The sequence below is a fragment of the Pseudomonas sp. 22490 genome, from assembly GCF_052044465.1.
GTDB classification, from domain to species: domain Bacteria; phylum Pseudomonadota; class Gammaproteobacteria; order Pseudomonadales; family Pseudomonadaceae; genus Pseudomonas; species Pseudomonas aeruginosa.
The window spans coordinates 45754-62299 of record NZ_JBQENS010000017.1; the positions used below are offsets into that span (position 1 = coordinate 45754).

The 16546-nt window shown below is 68.4% G+C and carries 14 protein-coding genes; 7 read left to right on the forward strand and 7 right to left on the reverse strand.

Annotation, left to right across the window (positions count from 1 at the left end; all coding sequences use genetic code 11):
- Positions 1–183: 183 nt before the first annotated feature.
- From ACTJJX_RS19380 to ACTJJX_RS19400, 5 genes are read right to left on the reverse strand one after another with little or no spacing between them, the layout of a single operon-like run.
- Entirely contained in the window at positions 184–948 is a 765-nt protein-coding gene (locus tag ACTJJX_RS19380) for an ABC transporter permease (protein WP_003107734.1), read from the reverse strand.
- Positions 945–2144, reverse strand: a complete 1200-nt coding sequence (locus ACTJJX_RS19385; RefSeq protein WP_016852886.1) for an ABC transporter substrate-binding protein — start codon at positions 2142–2144, stop codon at positions 945–947. The genes ACTJJX_RS19380 and ACTJJX_RS19385 overlap by 4 nt, the downstream gene beginning before the upstream one ends.
- On the reverse strand, positions 2110–2946 hold the full coding sequence (locus ACTJJX_RS19390; protein ID WP_003115101.1) for an ABC transporter ATP-binding protein: 837 nt from the start codon (positions 2944–2946) through the stop codon (positions 2110–2112). Before ACTJJX_RS19390 ends, ACTJJX_RS19385 begins: the two co-directional genes overlap by 35 nt.
- Positions 2943–4010 carry an acyl-CoA dehydrogenase family protein gene (locus ACTJJX_RS19395; RefSeq protein WP_003117847.1) on the reverse strand — a complete coding sequence of 356 codons (1068 nt, stop codon included), beginning with the start codon at positions 4008–4010 and terminating at the stop codon, positions 2943–2945. Before ACTJJX_RS19395 ends, ACTJJX_RS19390 begins: the two co-directional genes overlap by 4 nt.
- A gap of 49 nt (positions 4011–4059) precedes the next feature.
- Positions 4060–4620: a carboxymuconolactone decarboxylase family protein gene (locus ACTJJX_RS19400; protein WP_003122713.1), complete on the reverse strand. Its 561-nt coding sequence runs from the start codon at positions 4618–4620 to the stop codon at positions 4060–4062.
- Between the two features lie 104 nt (positions 4621–4724).
- Between ACTJJX_RS19400 and ACTJJX_RS19405 the strand changes: the two genes are divergently transcribed.
- On the forward strand, positions 4725–5630 hold the full coding sequence (locus ACTJJX_RS19405) for an AraC family transcriptional regulator (RefSeq protein ID WP_003089436.1): 906 nt from the start codon (positions 4725–4727) through the stop codon (positions 5628–5630).
- On the opposite strand, the gene ACTJJX_RS19410 is transcribed toward ACTJJX_RS19405, so the two are convergent.
- Entirely contained in the window at positions 5631–7247 is a 1617-nt protein-coding gene (locus tag ACTJJX_RS19410) for an alkaline phosphatase family protein (protein ID WP_016852885.1), read from the reverse strand.
- 96 nt (positions 7248–7343) lie between these two features.
- Positions 7344–8255: a LysR family transcriptional regulator gene (locus ACTJJX_RS19415; RefSeq protein ID WP_003105356.1), complete on the reverse strand. Its 912-nt coding sequence runs from the start codon at positions 8253–8255 to the stop codon at positions 7344–7346.
- 149 nt (positions 8256–8404) lie between these two features.
- Here ACTJJX_RS19415 and ACTJJX_RS19420 point away from each other — a divergent pair, with 149 nt between their 5' ends.
- The 6 genes from ACTJJX_RS19420 to ACTJJX_RS19445 all read left to right on the forward strand — a co-directional run bounded on the left by ACTJJX_RS19420 (position 8405) and on the right by ACTJJX_RS19445 (position 16511).
- A complete protein-coding gene (locus tag ACTJJX_RS19420) occupies positions 8405–10774 on the forward strand; it encodes a TonB-dependent receptor (protein ID WP_016852884.1) in 2370 nt (789 codons plus the stop codon).
- A 22-nt stretch (positions 10775–10796) separates the two neighbouring features.
- Positions 10797–12137, forward strand: a complete 1341-nt coding sequence (locus ACTJJX_RS19425; protein WP_003124602.1) for an aryl-sulfate sulfotransferase — start codon at positions 10797–10799, stop codon at positions 12135–12137.
- 151 nt (positions 12138–12288) lie between these two features.
- Positions 12289–13194, forward strand: a complete 906-nt coding sequence (locus tag ACTJJX_RS19430; RefSeq protein WP_003089438.1) for an AraC family transcriptional regulator — start codon at positions 12289–12291, stop codon at positions 13192–13194.
- Between the two features lie 157 nt (positions 13195–13351).
- On the forward strand, positions 13352–14659 hold the full coding sequence (locus tag ACTJJX_RS19435; protein WP_016852883.1) for an ABC transporter substrate-binding protein: 1308 nt from the start codon (positions 13352–13354) through the stop codon (positions 14657–14659).
- A gap of 75 nt (positions 14660–14734) precedes the next feature.
- Positions 14735–15667, forward strand: a complete 933-nt coding sequence (locus ACTJJX_RS19440; protein ID WP_003105364.1) for a carbohydrate ABC transporter permease — start codon at positions 14735–14737, stop codon at positions 15665–15667.
- A gap of 10 nt (positions 15668–15677) precedes the next feature.
- Positions 15678–16511: a carbohydrate ABC transporter permease gene (locus ACTJJX_RS19445; RefSeq protein WP_003105365.1), complete on the forward strand. Its 834-nt coding sequence runs from the start codon at positions 15678–15680 to the stop codon at positions 16509–16511.
- Positions 16512–16546 lie beyond the last annotated feature (35 nt).

Genomic DNA, 16546 nt, shown 5'->3' on the forward strand with positions numbered 1-16546 from the left:
TTCGCCCTACCCGAGCATCCCCATTACCCGTAGGGCGAATAGCGCCCCAGCGCTATCCGCCAACGCACCGGTACCCCACCCGGCGGATAGCCGCGAGCGGCTATTCGCCCTACCCGAGCATCCCCATTACCCGTAGGGCGAATAGCGCCCCAGCGCTATCCGCCAGCGCACCGGTACCTCGTCCTACCCGAGCGCCCCGTGCGCCCAGCGCCGGTAGAGTCCGCGCGCCGCCGCGTCGAGCAGGTAGCCGAGCAGGCCGATCAGCAGCACCATCGCCATCAGCTCGGAGTACGCCAGGCGGTCGCGGGTGTCGAGGATGTAGTAGCCGAGCCCGGCGCTGACGCCAAGCATCTCGCAGGGCACCAGGACGATCCAGAGGATGCCGATGGCCAGGCGCACGCCGGTCAGCACATGGCCGAGGATGCCCGGCAGGATCACCCGGCGCAGGGTTTCCCAGGGCGTGGCGGCGAGGCTGCGGCTCAGTTGCAGCCAGCGCGGGTCGAGCTGGCGCACGCCGGCGGCGGTATTCAGCAGGATCGGCCAGAGCGCGGCGAAGGCCAGCAGGAAATAGATCGGCTGGTCGCCCACGCCCATCAGCATCACCGCGATGGGCATCCACGACAGCGGCGAGATCATCCGCAGGAACTGGAACGCCGGAGTGGTCGCTGCTTCCAGGTTGCGCGAGGCGCCCACCAGCAGCCCCAGCGGCACTCCCACCAGCAGCGCCAGGAACAAGCCCAGCAGGACCCGTTTCAGGCTCACCAGCACGTGCTCGTAGAGTTCGCGGCGTTCCAGCAGTTCACCCAGGCTGAGCAACGTCGCCTGCGGCGAGAAGCGTGCCGAAAGGCCGTCGGCGGCGCCGAACAGGGCCACGCCGAGCCACCACAGGGCGAACAGCGTCAACAGCCCGGCGACGCCTAGCGCGCCCTGGCGCAGCGTCTGCCTCACGGGCTGATCTCCTCGCTGCGCTCGAAGCCCTCGGCGAGGCCGAACGCCTGCAACCCGCCGACCTCTGCCAGGGCCTGGCGGACGAAGCGGTCGTCCACCAGGTCACTGGCCACCTGGCGCGGATCGAGGCTGGCGAGGAAGGCATTATTGCCTTCGATCAGGGTGTCCTTCAGCCGCCGCACCAGTTCCTCGGTATAGCTCGGATAGGGATAGGGCTGGAAGTCGATGCGCCGCTCCTGCCAGTCGGCGTGGCGGATCGCGCCGCTGGCGAGATAGGCCTGCTGCTCCTCGGCGCCCGGCGCCAGCACCCGGCCGAGGACCTCCGGTGCGTGCGGCGTGTAGCGGTTGGCTCCGGCCTTGGACAGCAACTGTGCGGCCTCGGCGCGGTGCCCGCGAGTCCATAGCTGGGCCTTGACGATGGCGTTGACCACCTTTTGCGACCACTGCGGCCGCCGCTCCAGGTCGTGTTCGTGCATGAACACCACGCAGCAGGCGTGGTTGCGCCAGACATCGCCGGTGAAGCGCTGTACCCGGCCGACCTTGAGGTTCTCCGCAAGGGCGTTGAACGGCTCGGCGACGATGTAGCCGTGGATGCGCTTGCTGGCCAGCGCCGGTGGCATGTCCGAAGGCGGCAGCACCACCAGGTTGACCTCGTCGGCGGCCAGCGCCGCGCCCACCGCACGGCTCACCGCGCGCAGGCCGTTGTCGCGCAGCAGTTGCTGCAACACCACGTTGTGGATCGAGTACCAGAACGGGATCGCCACGCTCTTGCCGCCGAGCTGGCGCACGTCGGCGATCTCCGGAGCCACCGTGAGCCCCGAGCCGCCGACGTGGTTCCAGGCCACCACCTTGGCCGGCACCTTGCTGCCGTAGCGGGCCCAGACGGTCATCGGCGACAGCAGGTGGATGACGTTGACCTGGCCGGAGATGAACGCCTCGATCACCTGCGCCCAGCTACGCAACAGCACGGGCCGTTCGGCCTGGATGCCCTCGGCCTCGAACAGGCCGTTGGCATGGGCCACCAGCAAGGGCGTGGCGTCGGTGATCGGCAGGTAGCCGATGCGCACCGGCGCGTCGGGTTCGGCGGCGGCACGCGCCTGCAGGCTGCTCAGCAGCGGCAACGCGCCGGCAGCGCTGAGCAGCGCGGCGAGCTTGAGGATGTCACGTCGGGAATGGGTCGGGTCGTCCAGGCACATGGGAGGCCTCCGGCTGAGCGATGGGATGGGCATGGGTGCGGCTCGCCCGCCGTAGGGTTTTCAGGATCTCGATGCGCAACGCGCCCAGTTCCTCGACCAGCTCCGCGCGTGGCTGCGGCAGGTCGATGCGCCACTCGCCGAGGGTCCGCGCCGGGCTGTCACCCAGTAGCAGGATGCGTTCGGAGAGCAGCAGGGCCTCGTCGATATCGTGGGTGATCAGGACCACGGCGGTGCCGCGCTCGTGGATCGCCCGCAGCAGCAGCTGCTGCATGTCGGCGCGGGTCACTTCGTCCAGCGCGCCGAAAGGTTCGTCGAGCAGCAGCACCTTCGGCTGCCGCGCCAGGCAGCGGGCCAGCGCGGTGCGCTGGGCCATGCCGCCGGAGAGTTGCGCCGGGTAGCGGGCACGGGCGTGCTCCAGGCCGACCGCGGCGATCGCCTGGTCGACGCGGGCCTGGCGGGTGGCCGCGTCGAGGTGCGGCTGGCGGGCGAAATCGAGGCCGAAGGCGACGTTCTTCTCCAGGTTCAGCCAGGGCAGCAGGCTGGGGTCCTGGAACGCCACCGCGACGCCCGGATGCGGTCCGCGCAGGGGCTCGCCGAGTACCCGCACGCTGCCGGCGGCCGGCTCCTGCAGGCCGGCCAGCACGCGCAGCAGGCTGGACTTGCCGACGCCGCTGGGACCGAGGATCGAGACCACCTCGCCGGCGCCCAGGCGCAATTCGAAATCGCCGAGCACCGCCTGCCAGCCGGCACCGCGCGGATAGCCGAGGGCGATCCCGCGAGCGTCGAGGAGCGCCTCGCTCATGCCTTGGCCTCGGCCTGGCGTTGCAGTTCGGCGCGCAGTTGCACCAGGCTCGGCGTAACGATCGGGACGAACGCCGACTCGCGCCAGCGGCGGGCGAAACCGGCGCCGTGCTCGCTCAGGTAGGCCTTGCCGCCGCTGGCCTGCAACTCCAGTTGCACGGCATTGGCGGCGGCTTCGGCGAGCCCGATGCGGATGCGGAACAGGCGTGCCGGCTGGCTGGCGAACTCGCCGCTGGCCAGTCCGGCGTGCAGCGCCGCCACGTGTCCGTCGAGGGTTTCGCGCTGTGCCGCCAGCTCGCCATCCAGCAGCGAACGGCTGCCGCCCAGGTGCCGCTGCACTTCGTCCAGTGCGCGGCGCGCCAGGCCGATGGCCATGCCGCATTGCAGGCCGAGGAAGGCCGGGCGCACCCGTGGCAGGAACTGCCGGGCGTCGTCGTGCAACAGCCAGTCGCGCCCGACCGCCACCGCGCGCAGATCGAGGGCGGCGGTGTTGCTGCATTGCAGGCCGAGCAGGCGCAGGTCCGCCGAGCGCTGCAAGCCGGCGAGGCCTTCGGGAATCGCCAGGACGAAGGGCTTGCCGCCCTCCCCGTGTTCGATCGCCGCCGCCACCACGAAATCGCCGCTGCGCAGGTTGGTCACCCACGGCAGGCGACCGTCCAGGCGCCAGCCGGCCTCCTCCGCGTGCGCCACCACCTGCAGCGCCTCGATCCCGGAAAGGAACTTCATCGCGTTGGACAGCCCGGTGGCGCCGGCCAGGCGGCCGGCCAGCAGGTCGCCGAGCAGGCGTTGGCGCAGTTCCTGGTTGGGACTCTGCAACAGGTACTCGATGAAGGCGCGCTGGCCCCAGAAGACGAACGCCGCGGTCAGCGAGCGCGCCGCCACTGCGGCCACCCGCTCCACCGCGTCGGCGAGCGTGCCGCCGGCGCCGCCGAGGCGTTCCTCCACCGCCACGCCGAGCACGCCGGCGGCGGCCAGGCGCGGCAGCAGCGCGGCGGGATCGGCGTCGCCGCGGTCGAGGGCGTCGGCCTGGCGGTCGAGCCAGTCGCTCAGGGTCGGGTCAAGCATGGTCGTCACTCCTTGCGCCGGCGCGGCATGCCGCCCGGCAAGCGCAGGCTCAGGCCTGCGGGTTGGTCCAGCGATATTGCTCCAGCTCGGCATTGAGCGGCGTGCGGGCGAACACGTTGGCGAAGTTGCAGAGCGTCGCCAGGCTCACCCCGAGGATCACTTCCAGGGCCTGGGCCTGGTCGAAACCGGCGGCGCGGAAGGCTTCGAACTGCTCGTCGGTGACCGCACCGCGGCTGGCGATCACCGCGCGGGTGAAGTCGGCCAGGGCTTCGTAGCGGGCATCGGGCAGTTCGCCGCGGGCGCGCAGGGCCTCGATCACCGGCTCCGGCAGGCGCGCCTTGTTGCGCGCCACCGCGGTGTGCCCGGCAACGCAGAAGTCGCAGCCATGGGTGGTGGCCGCCACCAGTTGCACCACTTCCCGCTCGGGCAGGCCGAGGCTGGCCTTGGCGTTCAGCCCGGACACGGTGAGGTAGGTTTCCAGGGCGGCCGGCGCATTGGCCAGCACGCCGAGCAGATTCGGGATATAACCCGAGTTGTTCAGCGCGGTCTGGAGGAACGGAAGCGCCGCCTCGGGGGCGTTTTCCAGGGTGAGCACGGGAACGCGTGACATGCTTTCGACTCCGGTGGTTGAGGTGTCGAAGAAGTCTCTTGGTAATAAGAAATCCATTCAATATTCTAAAGTCGCTATCACTTGCTCTTGAGTCTTTCCCTTAGATGAATTCGTCCAACCCCCTTGTCGATTGGTTATTAGACAGCCTCGAAGTCGACACCAGCCTGTTCCATGTCGGTCGCTACTGCGGCGGCTGGCATGCCTCCACCCACGGTCTGGCGCGTGCCAGCTTCCACCTGGTGGTGCAGGGACACTGCTGGGCGCACGTCGCCGGAAGCGCCCGGGGCTGGCGACTGGACAGCGGCGACGCGCTGTTCTTCCTGCGCGACGTCGAGTTCCGCCTGTCCAGCGAGGCCACCGCCGAGGCAGCGCGCTGCCAGCCGCGTGGCGAAATGCAGGCGCTGGAGTGGAACGCGGCGGACGGTGCCGGCCTGGTCTGCGGGTTCTTCCACTTCCATTCGGGATTGTCCGGGCTGATCGTCGACGCCCTGCCCGACTGGCTGATCCTGCGCGCCGGCGATCCGGCGCTGGACGCGGCGCGACGCCTGTTCGCCCTGATCGTCGACGAGTGCCGCCGCCAGCCGGCGCCGTCGCCGGTTCTGCTGGAGCGCCTCAGCCACCTGCTGTTCCTCTACGTGTTGCGCCAGCAGGTGCTCGACAACCCGACCCTCGGCGGCCTGGTGGCACTGGCACGCCAGCCGCAGTTCGCCGGCCTGCTGGAAGCGCTGATCGAGGCACCCGAACAGCCCTGGAGCCTGGAACAGATGGCCGAACGCACCGGACTCTCGCGCTCGGCCTTCTTCAAGCGCTTCAACGAACTCAGCGGTCAGTCGCCGGGGCAGGTCCTGCTGGCCCTGCGCATGCACCGCGCCTGCGCCCTGCTGCGCGCCGACGCCAGCGTCGCCGAGGTCGCGGCGGCGGTCGGCTACCAGTCCACCGCCGCCTTCACCCGTGCCTTCCACAAGGCCACCGGACAGCAGCCGGGGGCCTATCGCAAGGCCAGCCGCTGATCACCAGAGACCGATCGGTACCAGGCGCCCGCCTTCCGGCTCGCCGTAGCGGAACGCCTGGCCGCGCAGGTCGATCTCCGCGTTGCTGATGGTAGTCCGCCGCTTCAGCCCGCGCAGCCAGTCGAACAGCATCCCGGCATGGGCCTCGCGCACCGCCGCATGCGCCGGGTCGGCGCCGAGGTCGCGCAATTCGCCGGGGTCGCTGGCAAGGTCGAACAGTTGGGCGCGGAAGCCGTCGTAGGCGATGTACTTCCAGCGCTCGCTGCGCACCATGTACATGCGGCAGGCATCGATGGGTCGGCCCAGGCGCTCCCGCGCCGGCGCCTGGAAGGCGTAGTCGTACTCGGCGATGGCGTAGCGGCGCCAGTCCGCCGGCGGCGCGCCATGGACGAAGGGCAGCAGCGAACGGCCCTCGATGCGATGGCTGGCGGGCTCGACGGCGAAGGCTTCGAGGATGCTCGGCAGTACGTCGATGGACTGCACCAGCGCCTCCTCCACCCGGCCGCGGGTGGCGTCCGCCTCGGGGCGCGGATCGCGGATCAGCAACGGCACGCCCACCGCCGACTCGAGGAGGAACTCCTTCTCGCCCAGGCCGTGGTCGCCGAGGAAATCGCCATGGTCACTGGTGAAGACGATCAGGGTATCGTCCCAGCGCCCGCTGGCGCGCATGTGCTGGAAGAGCCGGCCGAGCTGGTCGTCGACCTGGCGGATCAGCCCCATGTAGGTAGGTATCACCTGCCGGCGCACGTCTTCGCGGGAGAAATTGAGGCTCTCGCGATGTTCGCGGAAGGCGCGGTACACCGGGTGGTCGCTTTCTTCGCCGGGCGCCGCGCGTAGCGCCGGGAGCACCTGGTCGGCGCGGTACAGCGCGTGGTACGGCGCCGGCGCGATGTAGGGCCAGTGCGGCTTGATGTAGGACAGGTGCAGGCACCAGGGACGCTCGCCCTGCTCGTCGATGAAATCCATGGCGCGACGGGTGGTATAGGCGGTCTCGCTGTGCGCCTCCGGCAAGCGTGTCGGCAATCCGGCATGGCGCATCCGCCAGCCGCTGAGGATTTCCCCGTCGGCGCTGGCGGCGGAGTTGGCCCAGTCGTGCCAGGGGTTGTCGCCGGTGAAGCCGAGGCGCCGCAGGTAGTGGGTGTAGGGCGCGCTTTCGCGCTTGTCGGCGAAGGCCGGGTCATCCGGGTAGACCCCGTCATTGCGGTCGTAGGGCTCGAAGCCGGCTTCGGCGAGGGCCGCGCCGCGCGCGCTGGCCGGATTGATGCCGAACCGCCGCATGCCTTCCAGGTTGGCCGTGGCGTGTGTCTTGCCGACCAGCGCGGTGCGGACTCCCGCGGCGCGCAGGTAGTCGCCCAGGGTCAGCTCCTCCAGCGGCAGCGGCACCGCGTTCCAGGCCACCTGGTGGCTGCTGACGTAGCGCCCGGTGTACGAGGACATCCGCGACGGCCCGCAGATGGTGCCCTGGGTATAGGCACGGGCGAAGCGCACGCCCTCCGCGGCCAGGCGGTCGATGTTCGGCGTGTGCAGATAGGGATGGCCGTAGCAGGACAGGTAATCGCGACGCAGTTGGTCGCACATGATGTAGAGGACGTTGCGGATCGGCTTGGGCTGGCTCATGACGGCTCGCGAAAAGGAAACGACGCTTCATTTCGCGGTCCGCCGCGTCCGGCGGCAAGCGCATTCGGAACATAGTTGGCATGCGTGCGACGCAATTCAGGTGGCGTCGTCGACCCGCTTCAGTTCGTCGATCATCGCCTCCGCCAGCGGCGACAGGCTGTAGCCGGCGCGGCTGACGATGCCGTAGCGGGTATGCAGTTCGTCGAGGTCGTCGGGCAGCTCGCGCACCCGCAGCGGACGCAGGCCTCCCTGTCCCGGCGGCGCCAGGTCGCCGAGGCCGCTGCTGATGCCGATGGCATCCGAGGCGAGAACCACGCCGAGCAGGCTATGGCCGTTCTCGCACTCGATGGCCGGGCGGAAGTCGGGACGCCCGCTGAGGTCCACCAGCACCTTGCGGATGTTCGGCGGGCTGATGTTGGTCGCCAGCGGGAAGCTCAACAGCTCCTCGGCGGAAACGCTCTCGCGAGCGGCCAGCGGATGCCCCTCGCGGCAGCAGAAATGCCAGCGCCGGGGACGCAGGCGCGAGGTCCGGTATTGCGGGTCGGCCTCGAAATGCCGGGTGTCGGCGACGAAGAACTCGAACTCCTCGGCCTGCAGGCGGCGGTTCAGCGCCTGCCAGTGTTCGACCTGGAAACTCACCCGCGCCTTCGGATAACGCACGTTGAAGCGCCCCACCGCACGCGGCACCAGCCAGGTGGCGGGAGCCGGTCCGGCGCCGAAGCGCAGTTCGCCGGCCTCCAGGCCGTTGAACAGGGCGATCTCGTTGGCCAGGTTGTGCGCGCCGCTGACCAGCCGGCGCGCATGTTCGAGGACGATCAGGCCCTGCTTGGTCGGACGCAGGTCCTTGGCCGCGCGGTCCACCAGGCGGCAGCCAGCGCTGTGTTCGAGCGCCTGGATGCTGCGGCTGAAGGCCGATTGCGAAAGGTTAACCGCCAGCGCCGCGGCGACGAAGCTGCGGTGCTCGTGAAGGGCGATGAAGTGGCGGAGCTGGCGGAGATCGATATGCATTTTCTACATGGAAAATATCGGGCGAATGCAATTGCCGGGGACGGCGTGGGCTTTTTATAAAGGCAATCTCTTATTCCGTAAAAGCAATATAAAACATAAATAAATAACCATGCGGAATTAGCAGTCACCCCTTCATCCAGGACCCACACATGAATCGCCGACCCGCGTACCGCTCCATCCCGTCGTCCCGCAGCGCACCGTTCCGCCGTCGCCTGCTGCCCCTGTCGATCTGCCTGGCCTGCGCCGGAGGGGCGCAACTGGCCGGCGCCGACGACACCCCCGCGGGCACCGAAGAGGCGCGCCAGGCGCAGCCGGCCACCACCCTGCAGACCGTCACGGTGACCTCGCGGCGACGGGTGGAAAACTCCCAGGATGTGCCCACCGCGATGAGCGTGCTCGGCGGCGAAACCCTGGAGAGCCAGCGCATCTACCGGGTGCAGGACCTGCAGCAACTGGTGCCGAGCACCAACGTCGCCTACGTCCACGCGCGCCAGTCCAGCGTGTCGATCCGCGGCCTCGGCAACAACCCGGCCAGCGACGGCCTGGAAGGCAGCGTCGGGCTGTACCTCGACAACGTCTACCTCGGCCGCCCCGGCATGGCCTCGTTCGACCTTCTCGACATCGAGCAGCTGGAGGTCTTGCGCGGCCCGCAGGGCACCCTGTTCGGCAAGAACACCACGGCCGGGGTGATCAACATCGGCACCCGTGCGCCGAGCTTCACTCCGGAGCGCAGCGTTGAGATATCCGGCGGCGAGGACGGCTACTTCCAGGCCAGGGGCACGATTTCCGGACCGCTCGGCGAGACCCTCGCCGGGCGCCTGTCGGCCTACCGCACCCGCGACGACGGCTACGTGAAGAACCTCCACGACGGCAATACCCTCAACGGCGGCGCACGCCAGGGTTTCCGCGGGCAGTTGCTGTTCAAGCCGAACGACGACTTCAGCCTGCGCTGGATCGGCGACTACAACGAGGAAGACTCCGACAATGGTGTCCTTACCCTGTTCAGCAGCGGCCCCACGGTGAACGGCGTGAACCGCTACGAACAGCGCGCCGCTGCGGCCGGCGCGACGCTGGTGGACGGCCATCGGCGCAAGGTCAACTTCGACTCGGACCAGCAGGTCACGGTGTTCCAGGGCGGAACCTCGGTGGAAGCCAACTGGAAGCTGGCCAACGACTTCACCCTCACTTCCATCAGCGCCTACCGCTGGTGGGATTTCACGCCGCGCAACGACGACGGCCTGGACGTACCGGCGGCCTATAACGCCGGAGTCTCGGTGCGCGACAAGCAGTGGTCGCAGGAAATCCGCCTGGCTTCGCCCAGCAGCGGCTTCTTCGACTACGTGCTCGGCGCCTACTACTTCGGCCAGGACCTCGACAACAAGTCCTTCACCGACTACGGGCCCAGGGCAGACATCTGGAACGGAACCCCCGCCGGCGCCCTGAGCGACGTCAGCACCCGCGGTCGCGGGCACATCGACACCGACAGCTACGCGCTGTTCGCCCAGGGCACCTGGCACCTAACCGAGTGCCTGGACCTAACCGCCGGCGTGCGCGGCACCTACGAGGAAAAGTCCGCCTGGGTCGAACGCTACGCCCCGCTCGGCGGCGCCGCGGTGAGCGGCGCGGCGGCGGCCGCGCGCAACGGCAGGGTCGGCGCCTACGACAGCGGCGACATCGGCCTGCACAGCGTCAGTCCGTCCGCTCTGCTCAGCCTCAGCTACCGCTTCAGCGACCAGGTTCTGGGCTACGCCTCGCTGTCCCACGGCGAGAAATCCGGCGGCGTCAACCTGACCGTGGCCAGCGCTCCCAGCGCCGGTGCCGACTCGCTGCTGATTGGCACCGAGCGCGCCAACGATGCCGAGCTGGGGTTGAAGACCACCCTCCTCGACAACCGCCTGATCCTCAACGGCAACCTGTTCTGGACCGTGGTCCACGGCTACCAGGCCAATGCCTACGACGAGGCCAACCGCACCCAGTACCTGACCAATGCCGGCGATGTGCGCTCGCGCGGCCTGGAGTTCGAAGCGACGGCCCTGCCGATCCGCGGCCTGACCCTGAATTTCAATGCGTCCTACAACGACGTTCGCTACCTGTCCTACAAGAACGCCCCGTGCGCCCCCGAGGTGGCCTTCCAGACCGGCGCCCCGGCGTCCTGCGACCTCAGCGGGCACCAGGTGGTCGGTGCCTCGAAGTACATCGCCAACCTCAATGGCGAGTATCGCTGGAAGCTCGACGATGGCCTGGAGCCCTACCTCACCGCCAGCTACGCGTTCCGCTCCAGGGCGGTGGGCACCATCGACGATTCCGCATACGGACAGATCCCCAGCTACGCCCTGGTCAACGCCTCCGCCGGCCTGCGCGGCGACTACGGGGACGGCCAGTGGGACCTGTCCCTGTGGCTGAAGAACGCTTTCGACAAGACCTACTTTACCAGCCTCTGGAATTCCGCCAACGGCGGCTACGCCGGCGTGCTCGGCACGCCGCGCACCCTGGGCGTGACCGCCCGCTACGACTTCTGAACCGATCGCCGAGGAACCCGCCATGCCCAGATTCCCGATGCTCCTGCTCAGCGCCGCGCTGCTCGCCGCCGGCGCCCATGCCGCGCCCAGCGTCTACCCCACCGGAGTGACCCGCTACGACCCGCAGAAGGCCTTCAACCAGTACGTGATCTTCAGCGGCGCAGACCGCAAGACCCACCTGATCGACATGAACGGCAACGAGGTGAAGCGCTGGGACTACCCCGGCTTCCCCGCCGCCGTGATCGACCCGGCTCTGAACGGCGGCAAGCGCGGCCATGTGCTGCTGCAACTGGCCGACCTGGCCGCTCCGGACAAGCTGGCCTCGCCCGGCAACGGCCTGGCCAACCAGGCCCTCGGCGAGCTGGACTGGGATGGCAAGGAGGTCTGGCGCTGGGGTGACCAGGCGCCGGGCGGCGCCGCCCATCAGCACCACGACCAGCGCCGGCTGGCCAACGGCAACACCCTGCTGCTGGCGAACAAGGTCCACGCGGTGAAGGGCTTCGCCGTGCCCCGGGTAATCGATGACGTGATCTACGAGGTCACGCCGCAGGGCAAGCTGGCCTGGAGCTGGACCGCTTCGGAGCATCTCGACGAATTCGGATTCACCGCCGACCAGTTGAAGCGGGTACGGGCCAGCGAGAACCCCGACTACCTGCACATCAACAACCTCGCCCCGCTCGGCGAGAACCGCTGGCACGCTGCCGGCGACCGGCGCTTCGCCCCGGACAACCTGCTGCTCGACTCACGCAACGCCAACTTCATAGCGATCGTCGACAAGGCCAGCGGCAAGGTGGTCTGGCGCCTCGGCCCGAACCTTCCGCCGATCGACCCGAAGAGCGCCCGTAAGCTGCCGCGCCCGGTGGACCAGATCAGTGGCCAGCACGACGCCCACCTCATTCCCGAGGGCCTGCCGGGCGCCGGCAACCTGCTGGTGTTCGACAACCAGGGTGACGCCGGTTACCCCTCGGTACAGCGCGGGCTGGTCTCCGGCTCGCGGGTACTGGAAATCGATCCGCTGAAGAAGCAGATCGTCTGGCAATACACTGCCGAGGACTCGCAGCAGCCCGGCTGGGCCTTCTACAGCGCCTTCATCAGCAGCGCGCGGCGCCTGCCCAACGGCAATACGCTGATCGACGAAGGGCAGAACGGACGCTTCTTCCAGGTAACGCCCGGCGGCGAGATCGTCTGGGAGTACGTCAGCCCCTACTTCGGCAAGGCGCCGCGCGGCGACGCCCGGAGCAACTGGGTCTACCGCGCGCTGCCGGTGGCCTACGACTGGGTGCCCGAAGGTACGCCGCGCGAGGAGAAGGCGGTGAACCTGGCGGTTCCCGGCGCCACGCCGCAGGTCACGGCGCGGCGTTGAAGCGGATGGCGGCGGATAGAGCCACGGCCCGCTACCCGCCCCTGCGGCCACCCGGCGCCACGCAGGGGAGCGAGGCTCGCGGGTGGTCCCCTGCACAGCCCCGCCGCTTCGGGCTAGGATGTGCCTTCGTTCCCCCGGTCGGCCCGCGCCCATGCCCAGAGCCAGCAAAGTCACCGATCCGTCCTACGAGCTGATGGACGATCACGAAGGCCATTCGCTGATCTACCGCCAGCACGGCTTCCCCAGCCCGCTGGTGCGCTGGCACTTCCACAAGGAATACGAGCTGCACCTGATCGTCGCCAGCTCCGGCAAGGTATTCATCGGCGACTACATCGGCAACTTCGCCCCCGACACCCTGTTCCTCACCGGTCCCAACCTGCCGCACAACTGGATCAGCCAGGTTGAGCCCGACGAGGTGGTGGCCCGGCGCGACATGCTGGTGAACTTCACCGACGAGGTGCTGGAGGACGGCAGCGGCGTATTCTCCGAGCTGAACCGCCTGGCCCCGCTGCTGGCGCGGGCGCGCTACGGCATCGAGTTCCGCGACCCGGCGCTGATCGGCGAAAGCCGGCGACTGTTGCAACGCATCGCCGACAGCGGCGGCATGACCCGCCTGGGATACTTTTTTATCCTCATGGAACAGCTCGCCGAATGCGAGGACTACCAGTTGCTCTCTACCGTCACTTCCTCGCAACTGGCCGACGAGCACAACGTCGAACGGATCAACCGGGCGGTGGACTACATCTTCCAGCACTACGCCCAGGACCTCACCCAGGAGCAGGTCGCCGCCCACCTGGGCATGACCCCCACCTACTTCTCGCGCTTCTTCAAGCAGGCCGCCGGGCGCGGCTTCGTCGAGTTCGTCAACCGCCTGCGCATCAGCAAGTCCTGCGAGCTGCTGGCCCGCAGCGAGCTGCCGGTGACCGAGGTGTGCTTCGAGTCGGGCTTCAGCAACCTGTCCAATTTCAACCGGCGCTTCCAGCAGCTCAAGGGCATGACGCCCACCGGCTACCGGCGCCTGGTGACCCAGCGGCTGACCGAGCAGAACCTGCTCTGAGCCTCCAGCGCCCCACCCCGGCGGTGCAAAAAAGTATCGGTCGAAGTGCAGTCGAGGCTTTGTCGGTTGCGTGACGCGCCTGTGTAATCGGCAGCGAGCGACACAAAAACAATAATGTCTTCCGCGCCGCCCGCCGGCCCGGAAGAGGAGTTCACCGATGAACGACTCGATCAAGGCCTGCCTGGCCGCCTGCCTCGCCCTGCCCCTGCTGGCCCAGGGCGCCGAGACCCTGACCATCGCCACGGTCAACAACAACGACATGATCCGCATGCAACGCCTGTCCAAGGTGTTCGAGGAAAGCCACCCGGACATCGCGCTGAAATGGGTGGTGCTCGAAGAGAACGTCCTGCGCCAGCGCCTGACCACCGACATCGCCACCCAGGGCGGACAGTTCGACCTGCTCACCATCGGCATGTACGAAGCCGCGCTTTGGGGCGCCAAGGGCTGGCTGGAGCCGATGAGCGGGCTGCCCGCCGACTACGCCCTGGACGACCTGTTGCCCTCGGTGCGCGACGGTCTCTCCGTCAAGGGCACGCTGTACGCCCTGCCGTTCTACGCCGAAGCCTCGATCACCTACTACCGCAAGGACCTGTTCCAGCAGGCCGGGCTGCGGATGCCCGAGCAACCGACCTGGACCCAGCTCGGCGAATTCGCCGCCAGGCTCAACCGCCCGGACCAGGGCCAATACGGCATCTGCCTGCGCGGCAAGGCCGGCTGGGGCGAGAACATGGCGTTGATCGGCACCCTGGCCAACGCCTTCGGCGCACGCTGGTTCGACGAGCGATGGCAGCCCGAATTCAGCGGCGGCGAATGGAAGAAGGCTCTCGACTTCTATGTCTCCACCCTCAAGCGGTACGGCCCGCCCGGCGCCTCCAGCAACGGATTCAACGAGAACCTGGCGCTGTTCAACAGCGGCAAGTGCGCGATCTGGGTGGACGCCAGCGTCGCCGGTTCGTTCGTCACCGACAAGAGCCAGAGCAAGGTCGCCGACGCCACCGGCTTCGCCTTCGCCCCCCGGGAAGTCACCGACAAGGGCGCCTCCTGGCTGTATTCCTGGGCCCTGGCGATTCCCGCCAGCTCGCGCGCCAAGGACGCGGCGAAGGCCTTCGCCACCTGGGCCACCTCGCAGGCGTACGGCAAGCTGGTGGCGGACAGGGAAGGCGTAGCCAACGTGCCGCCCGGCACCCGCGCCTCGACCTACAGCGAGGCCTACCTGGCCGCCGCGCCGTTCGCGCGGGTCACCCTGGAATCGCTGAAGCGCGTCGATCCCAACCATCCGACGCTGAAGCCGGTGCCCTATGTCGGCATCCAGTTGGTCACCATCCCCGAGTTCCAGGCCATCGGCACCCAGGTCGGCAAGCTGTTCTCCGCCGCCCTCACCGGGCAGATGAGCAGCGACCAGGCGCTCGCCGCCGCGCAGCAGAGCACCGCCCGCGAGATGAAGCGCGCCGGCTATCCGAAGTAGTCCGCCGCCGGGCGCAGCCGCGCCCGGCGCGGCGCTGCTCGAGCGCTTGTCCTTGAAGATCCAGACGGAGTCGCCATGAACACCTCGGCCCTCGATACCCCGCTCCCGGCCCGTCCCGCCCGCCGCCGTCTCCAGCGCCGCCGGCGCGGCCCTGGCTGGCTCCTGGTCAGCCCCTCGGTGGCGCTGCTGCTGTTGTGGATGATCGTGCCCCTGGGCATGACCCTGTATTTCTCGCTGATCCGCTACAACCTGCTGTATCCCGGCGAGAATGCCTTCGTCGGCCTGGAGAACTTCACCTTCTTCGTCACCGACGCCGGCTTCCTGCCCGGCGCGCTGAACACCCTGCTGCTGGTGGGCAGCGTGCTGGCGATCAGCGTGGCGTTCGGCGTGCTCATCGCCGCGCTGCTGGAGGCCGGCGAGTTCTTCGGCCGCGGCGCGGTGCGGGTGTTGCTGATCTCGCCGTTCTTCATCATGCCGACGGTGAGCGCGCTGCTCTGGAAGAACCTGATCTTCCACCCGGTCTCGGGCATCCTCGCCGCCGTCTGGCGCCTGTTCGGCGCCGAGCCGGTGGATTGGCTGGCGCACTATCCGCTGCTGTCGATCATCCTCATCGTCTCCTGGCAATGGCTGCCCTTCGCCATCCTGATCCTGATGACCGCCATGCAGTCCCTCGACCAGGAGCAGAAGGAGGCTGCCCGCCTCGACGGCGCCGGTCCGCTGGCGATCTTCTGGCACCTGACCCTGCCGCACCTGGCGCGGCCCATCGCGGTGGTGCTGATGATCGAGACGATCTTCCTGCTCTCGGTGTTCGCCGAGATCTTCACCACCACCAGCGGCGGCCCCGGCTACGAATCGACCAACCTCGCCTACCTGATCTACAACCAGGCGCTGCTGCAGTTCGATGTCGGCATGGCCTCGGCCGGGGGCCTGATCGCGGTGCTGATCGCCAATATCGCCGCCATCGTGCTGGTGCGGATGATCGGCAAGAACCTTACCGAGCGCAGCTGAGGAACCCGCCATGCTGACACTCAAGCAATCCCGCCGCCTGCGCAATGCCCTGCTCGGCCTGCTCTGCTGGGGCATCGCCCTGCTGCTGTTCTTCCCGATCTTCTGGATGCTGCTGACCAGCTTCAAGAGCGAGATCGACGCCTTCGCCACGCCGCCGCAGTTCATCTTCCAGCCGACCCTGGAGAACTACCTGCACATCAACGAGCGCAGCGACTACTTCGCCTACGCCTGGAACTCGTTGCTGATCTCCTCCTCGGCGACTCTCCTGTGCATGCTCGTCGCGGTGCCGGCGGCCTACTCCATGGCCTTCTTCGAGACCCGCCACACCAAGCGCACGCTGCTCTGGATGCTGTCGACCAAGATGCTTCCGCCGGTCGGCGTACTGATGCCGATCTACCTGCTGGCCAAGCAGTTCGGCCTGCTCGATTCGCGGCTGGCGCTGATCATCGTCTACACCCTGATCAACCTGCCGATCGTGGTCTGGATGGTGTACACCTACTTCAAGGACATCCCCGTGGACATCCTCGAAGCAGCGCGCCTGGACGGCGCCGGCACCTGGCAGGAGATCGTCCGCGTACTGCTGCCGATCGCCCGCGGCGGGCTCGCCTCGACCCTGCTGCTGTCGCTGATCCTGTGTTGGAACGAGGCCTTCTGGTCGCTCAACCTGACCTCCTCGGCCGCCGCCCCGCTGACCGCCCTGGTCGCCTCCTATTCCAGCCCCGAAGGACTGTTCTGGGCCAAGCTCTCGGCCGTCTCCACCCTCGCCTGCGCGCCGATCCTGGTCTTCGGCTGGATCAGCCAGAAGCAGCTGGTACGCGGCCTTTCCTTCGGCGCCGTGAAATGAAGCGCATCCCCATCCTTTCGTCCACGGAGGTATTC

What these genes read in the sequence shown, in the direction of transcription:
- ACTJJX_RS19405 (WP_003089436.1), top strand. Translation starts at nt 4,725, where the DNA reads ATGAATTCGTCCAACCCCCTTGTCGATTGGTTATTAGACAGCCTCGAA.
- ACTJJX_RS19445 (WP_003105365.1), top strand. Translation starts at nt 15,678, where the DNA reads ATGCTGACACTCAAGCAATCCCGCCGCCTGCGCAATGCCCTGCTCGGC.
- ACTJJX_RS19430 (WP_003089438.1), top strand. Translation starts at nt 12,289, where the DNA reads ATGCCCAGAGCCAGCAAAGTCACCGATCCGTCCTACGAGCTGATGGAC.
- ACTJJX_RS19385 (WP_016852886.1), bottom strand. Translation starts at nt 2,144, where the DNA reads ATGTGCCTGGACGACCCGACCCATTCCCGACGTGACATCCTCAAGCTC.
- ACTJJX_RS19435 (WP_016852883.1), top strand. Translation starts at nt 13,352, where the DNA reads ATGAACGACTCGATCAAGGCCTGCCTGGCCGCCTGCCTCGCCCTGCCC.
- ACTJJX_RS19390 (WP_003115101.1), bottom strand. Translation starts at nt 2,946, where the DNA reads ATGAGCGAGGCGCTCCTCGACGCTCGCGGGATCGCCCTCGGCTATCCG.
- ACTJJX_RS19410 (WP_016852885.1), bottom strand. Translation starts at nt 7,247, where the DNA reads ATGAGCCAGCCCAAGCCGATCCGCAACGTCCTCTACATCATGTGCGAC.
- ACTJJX_RS19440 (WP_003105364.1), top strand. Translation starts at nt 14,735, where the DNA reads ATGAACACCTCGGCCCTCGATACCCCGCTCCCGGCCCGTCCCGCCCGC.
- ACTJJX_RS19420 (WP_016852884.1), top strand. Translation starts at nt 8,405, where the DNA reads ATGAATCGCCGACCCGCGTACCGCTCCATCCCGTCGTCCCGCAGCGCA.
- ACTJJX_RS19395 (WP_003117847.1), bottom strand. Translation starts at nt 4,010, where the DNA reads ATGCTTGACCCGACCCTGAGCGACTGGCTCGACCGCCAGGCCGACGCC.
- ACTJJX_RS19400 (WP_003122713.1), bottom strand. Translation starts at nt 4,620, where the DNA reads ATGTCACGCGTTCCCGTGCTCACCCTGGAAAACGCCCCCGAGGCGGCG.
- ACTJJX_RS19425 (WP_003124602.1), top strand. Translation starts at nt 10,797, where the DNA reads ATGCCCAGATTCCCGATGCTCCTGCTCAGCGCCGCGCTGCTCGCCGCC.
- ACTJJX_RS19415 (WP_003105356.1), bottom strand. Translation starts at nt 8,255, where the DNA reads ATGCATATCGATCTCCGCCAGCTCCGCCACTTCATCGCCCTTCACGAG.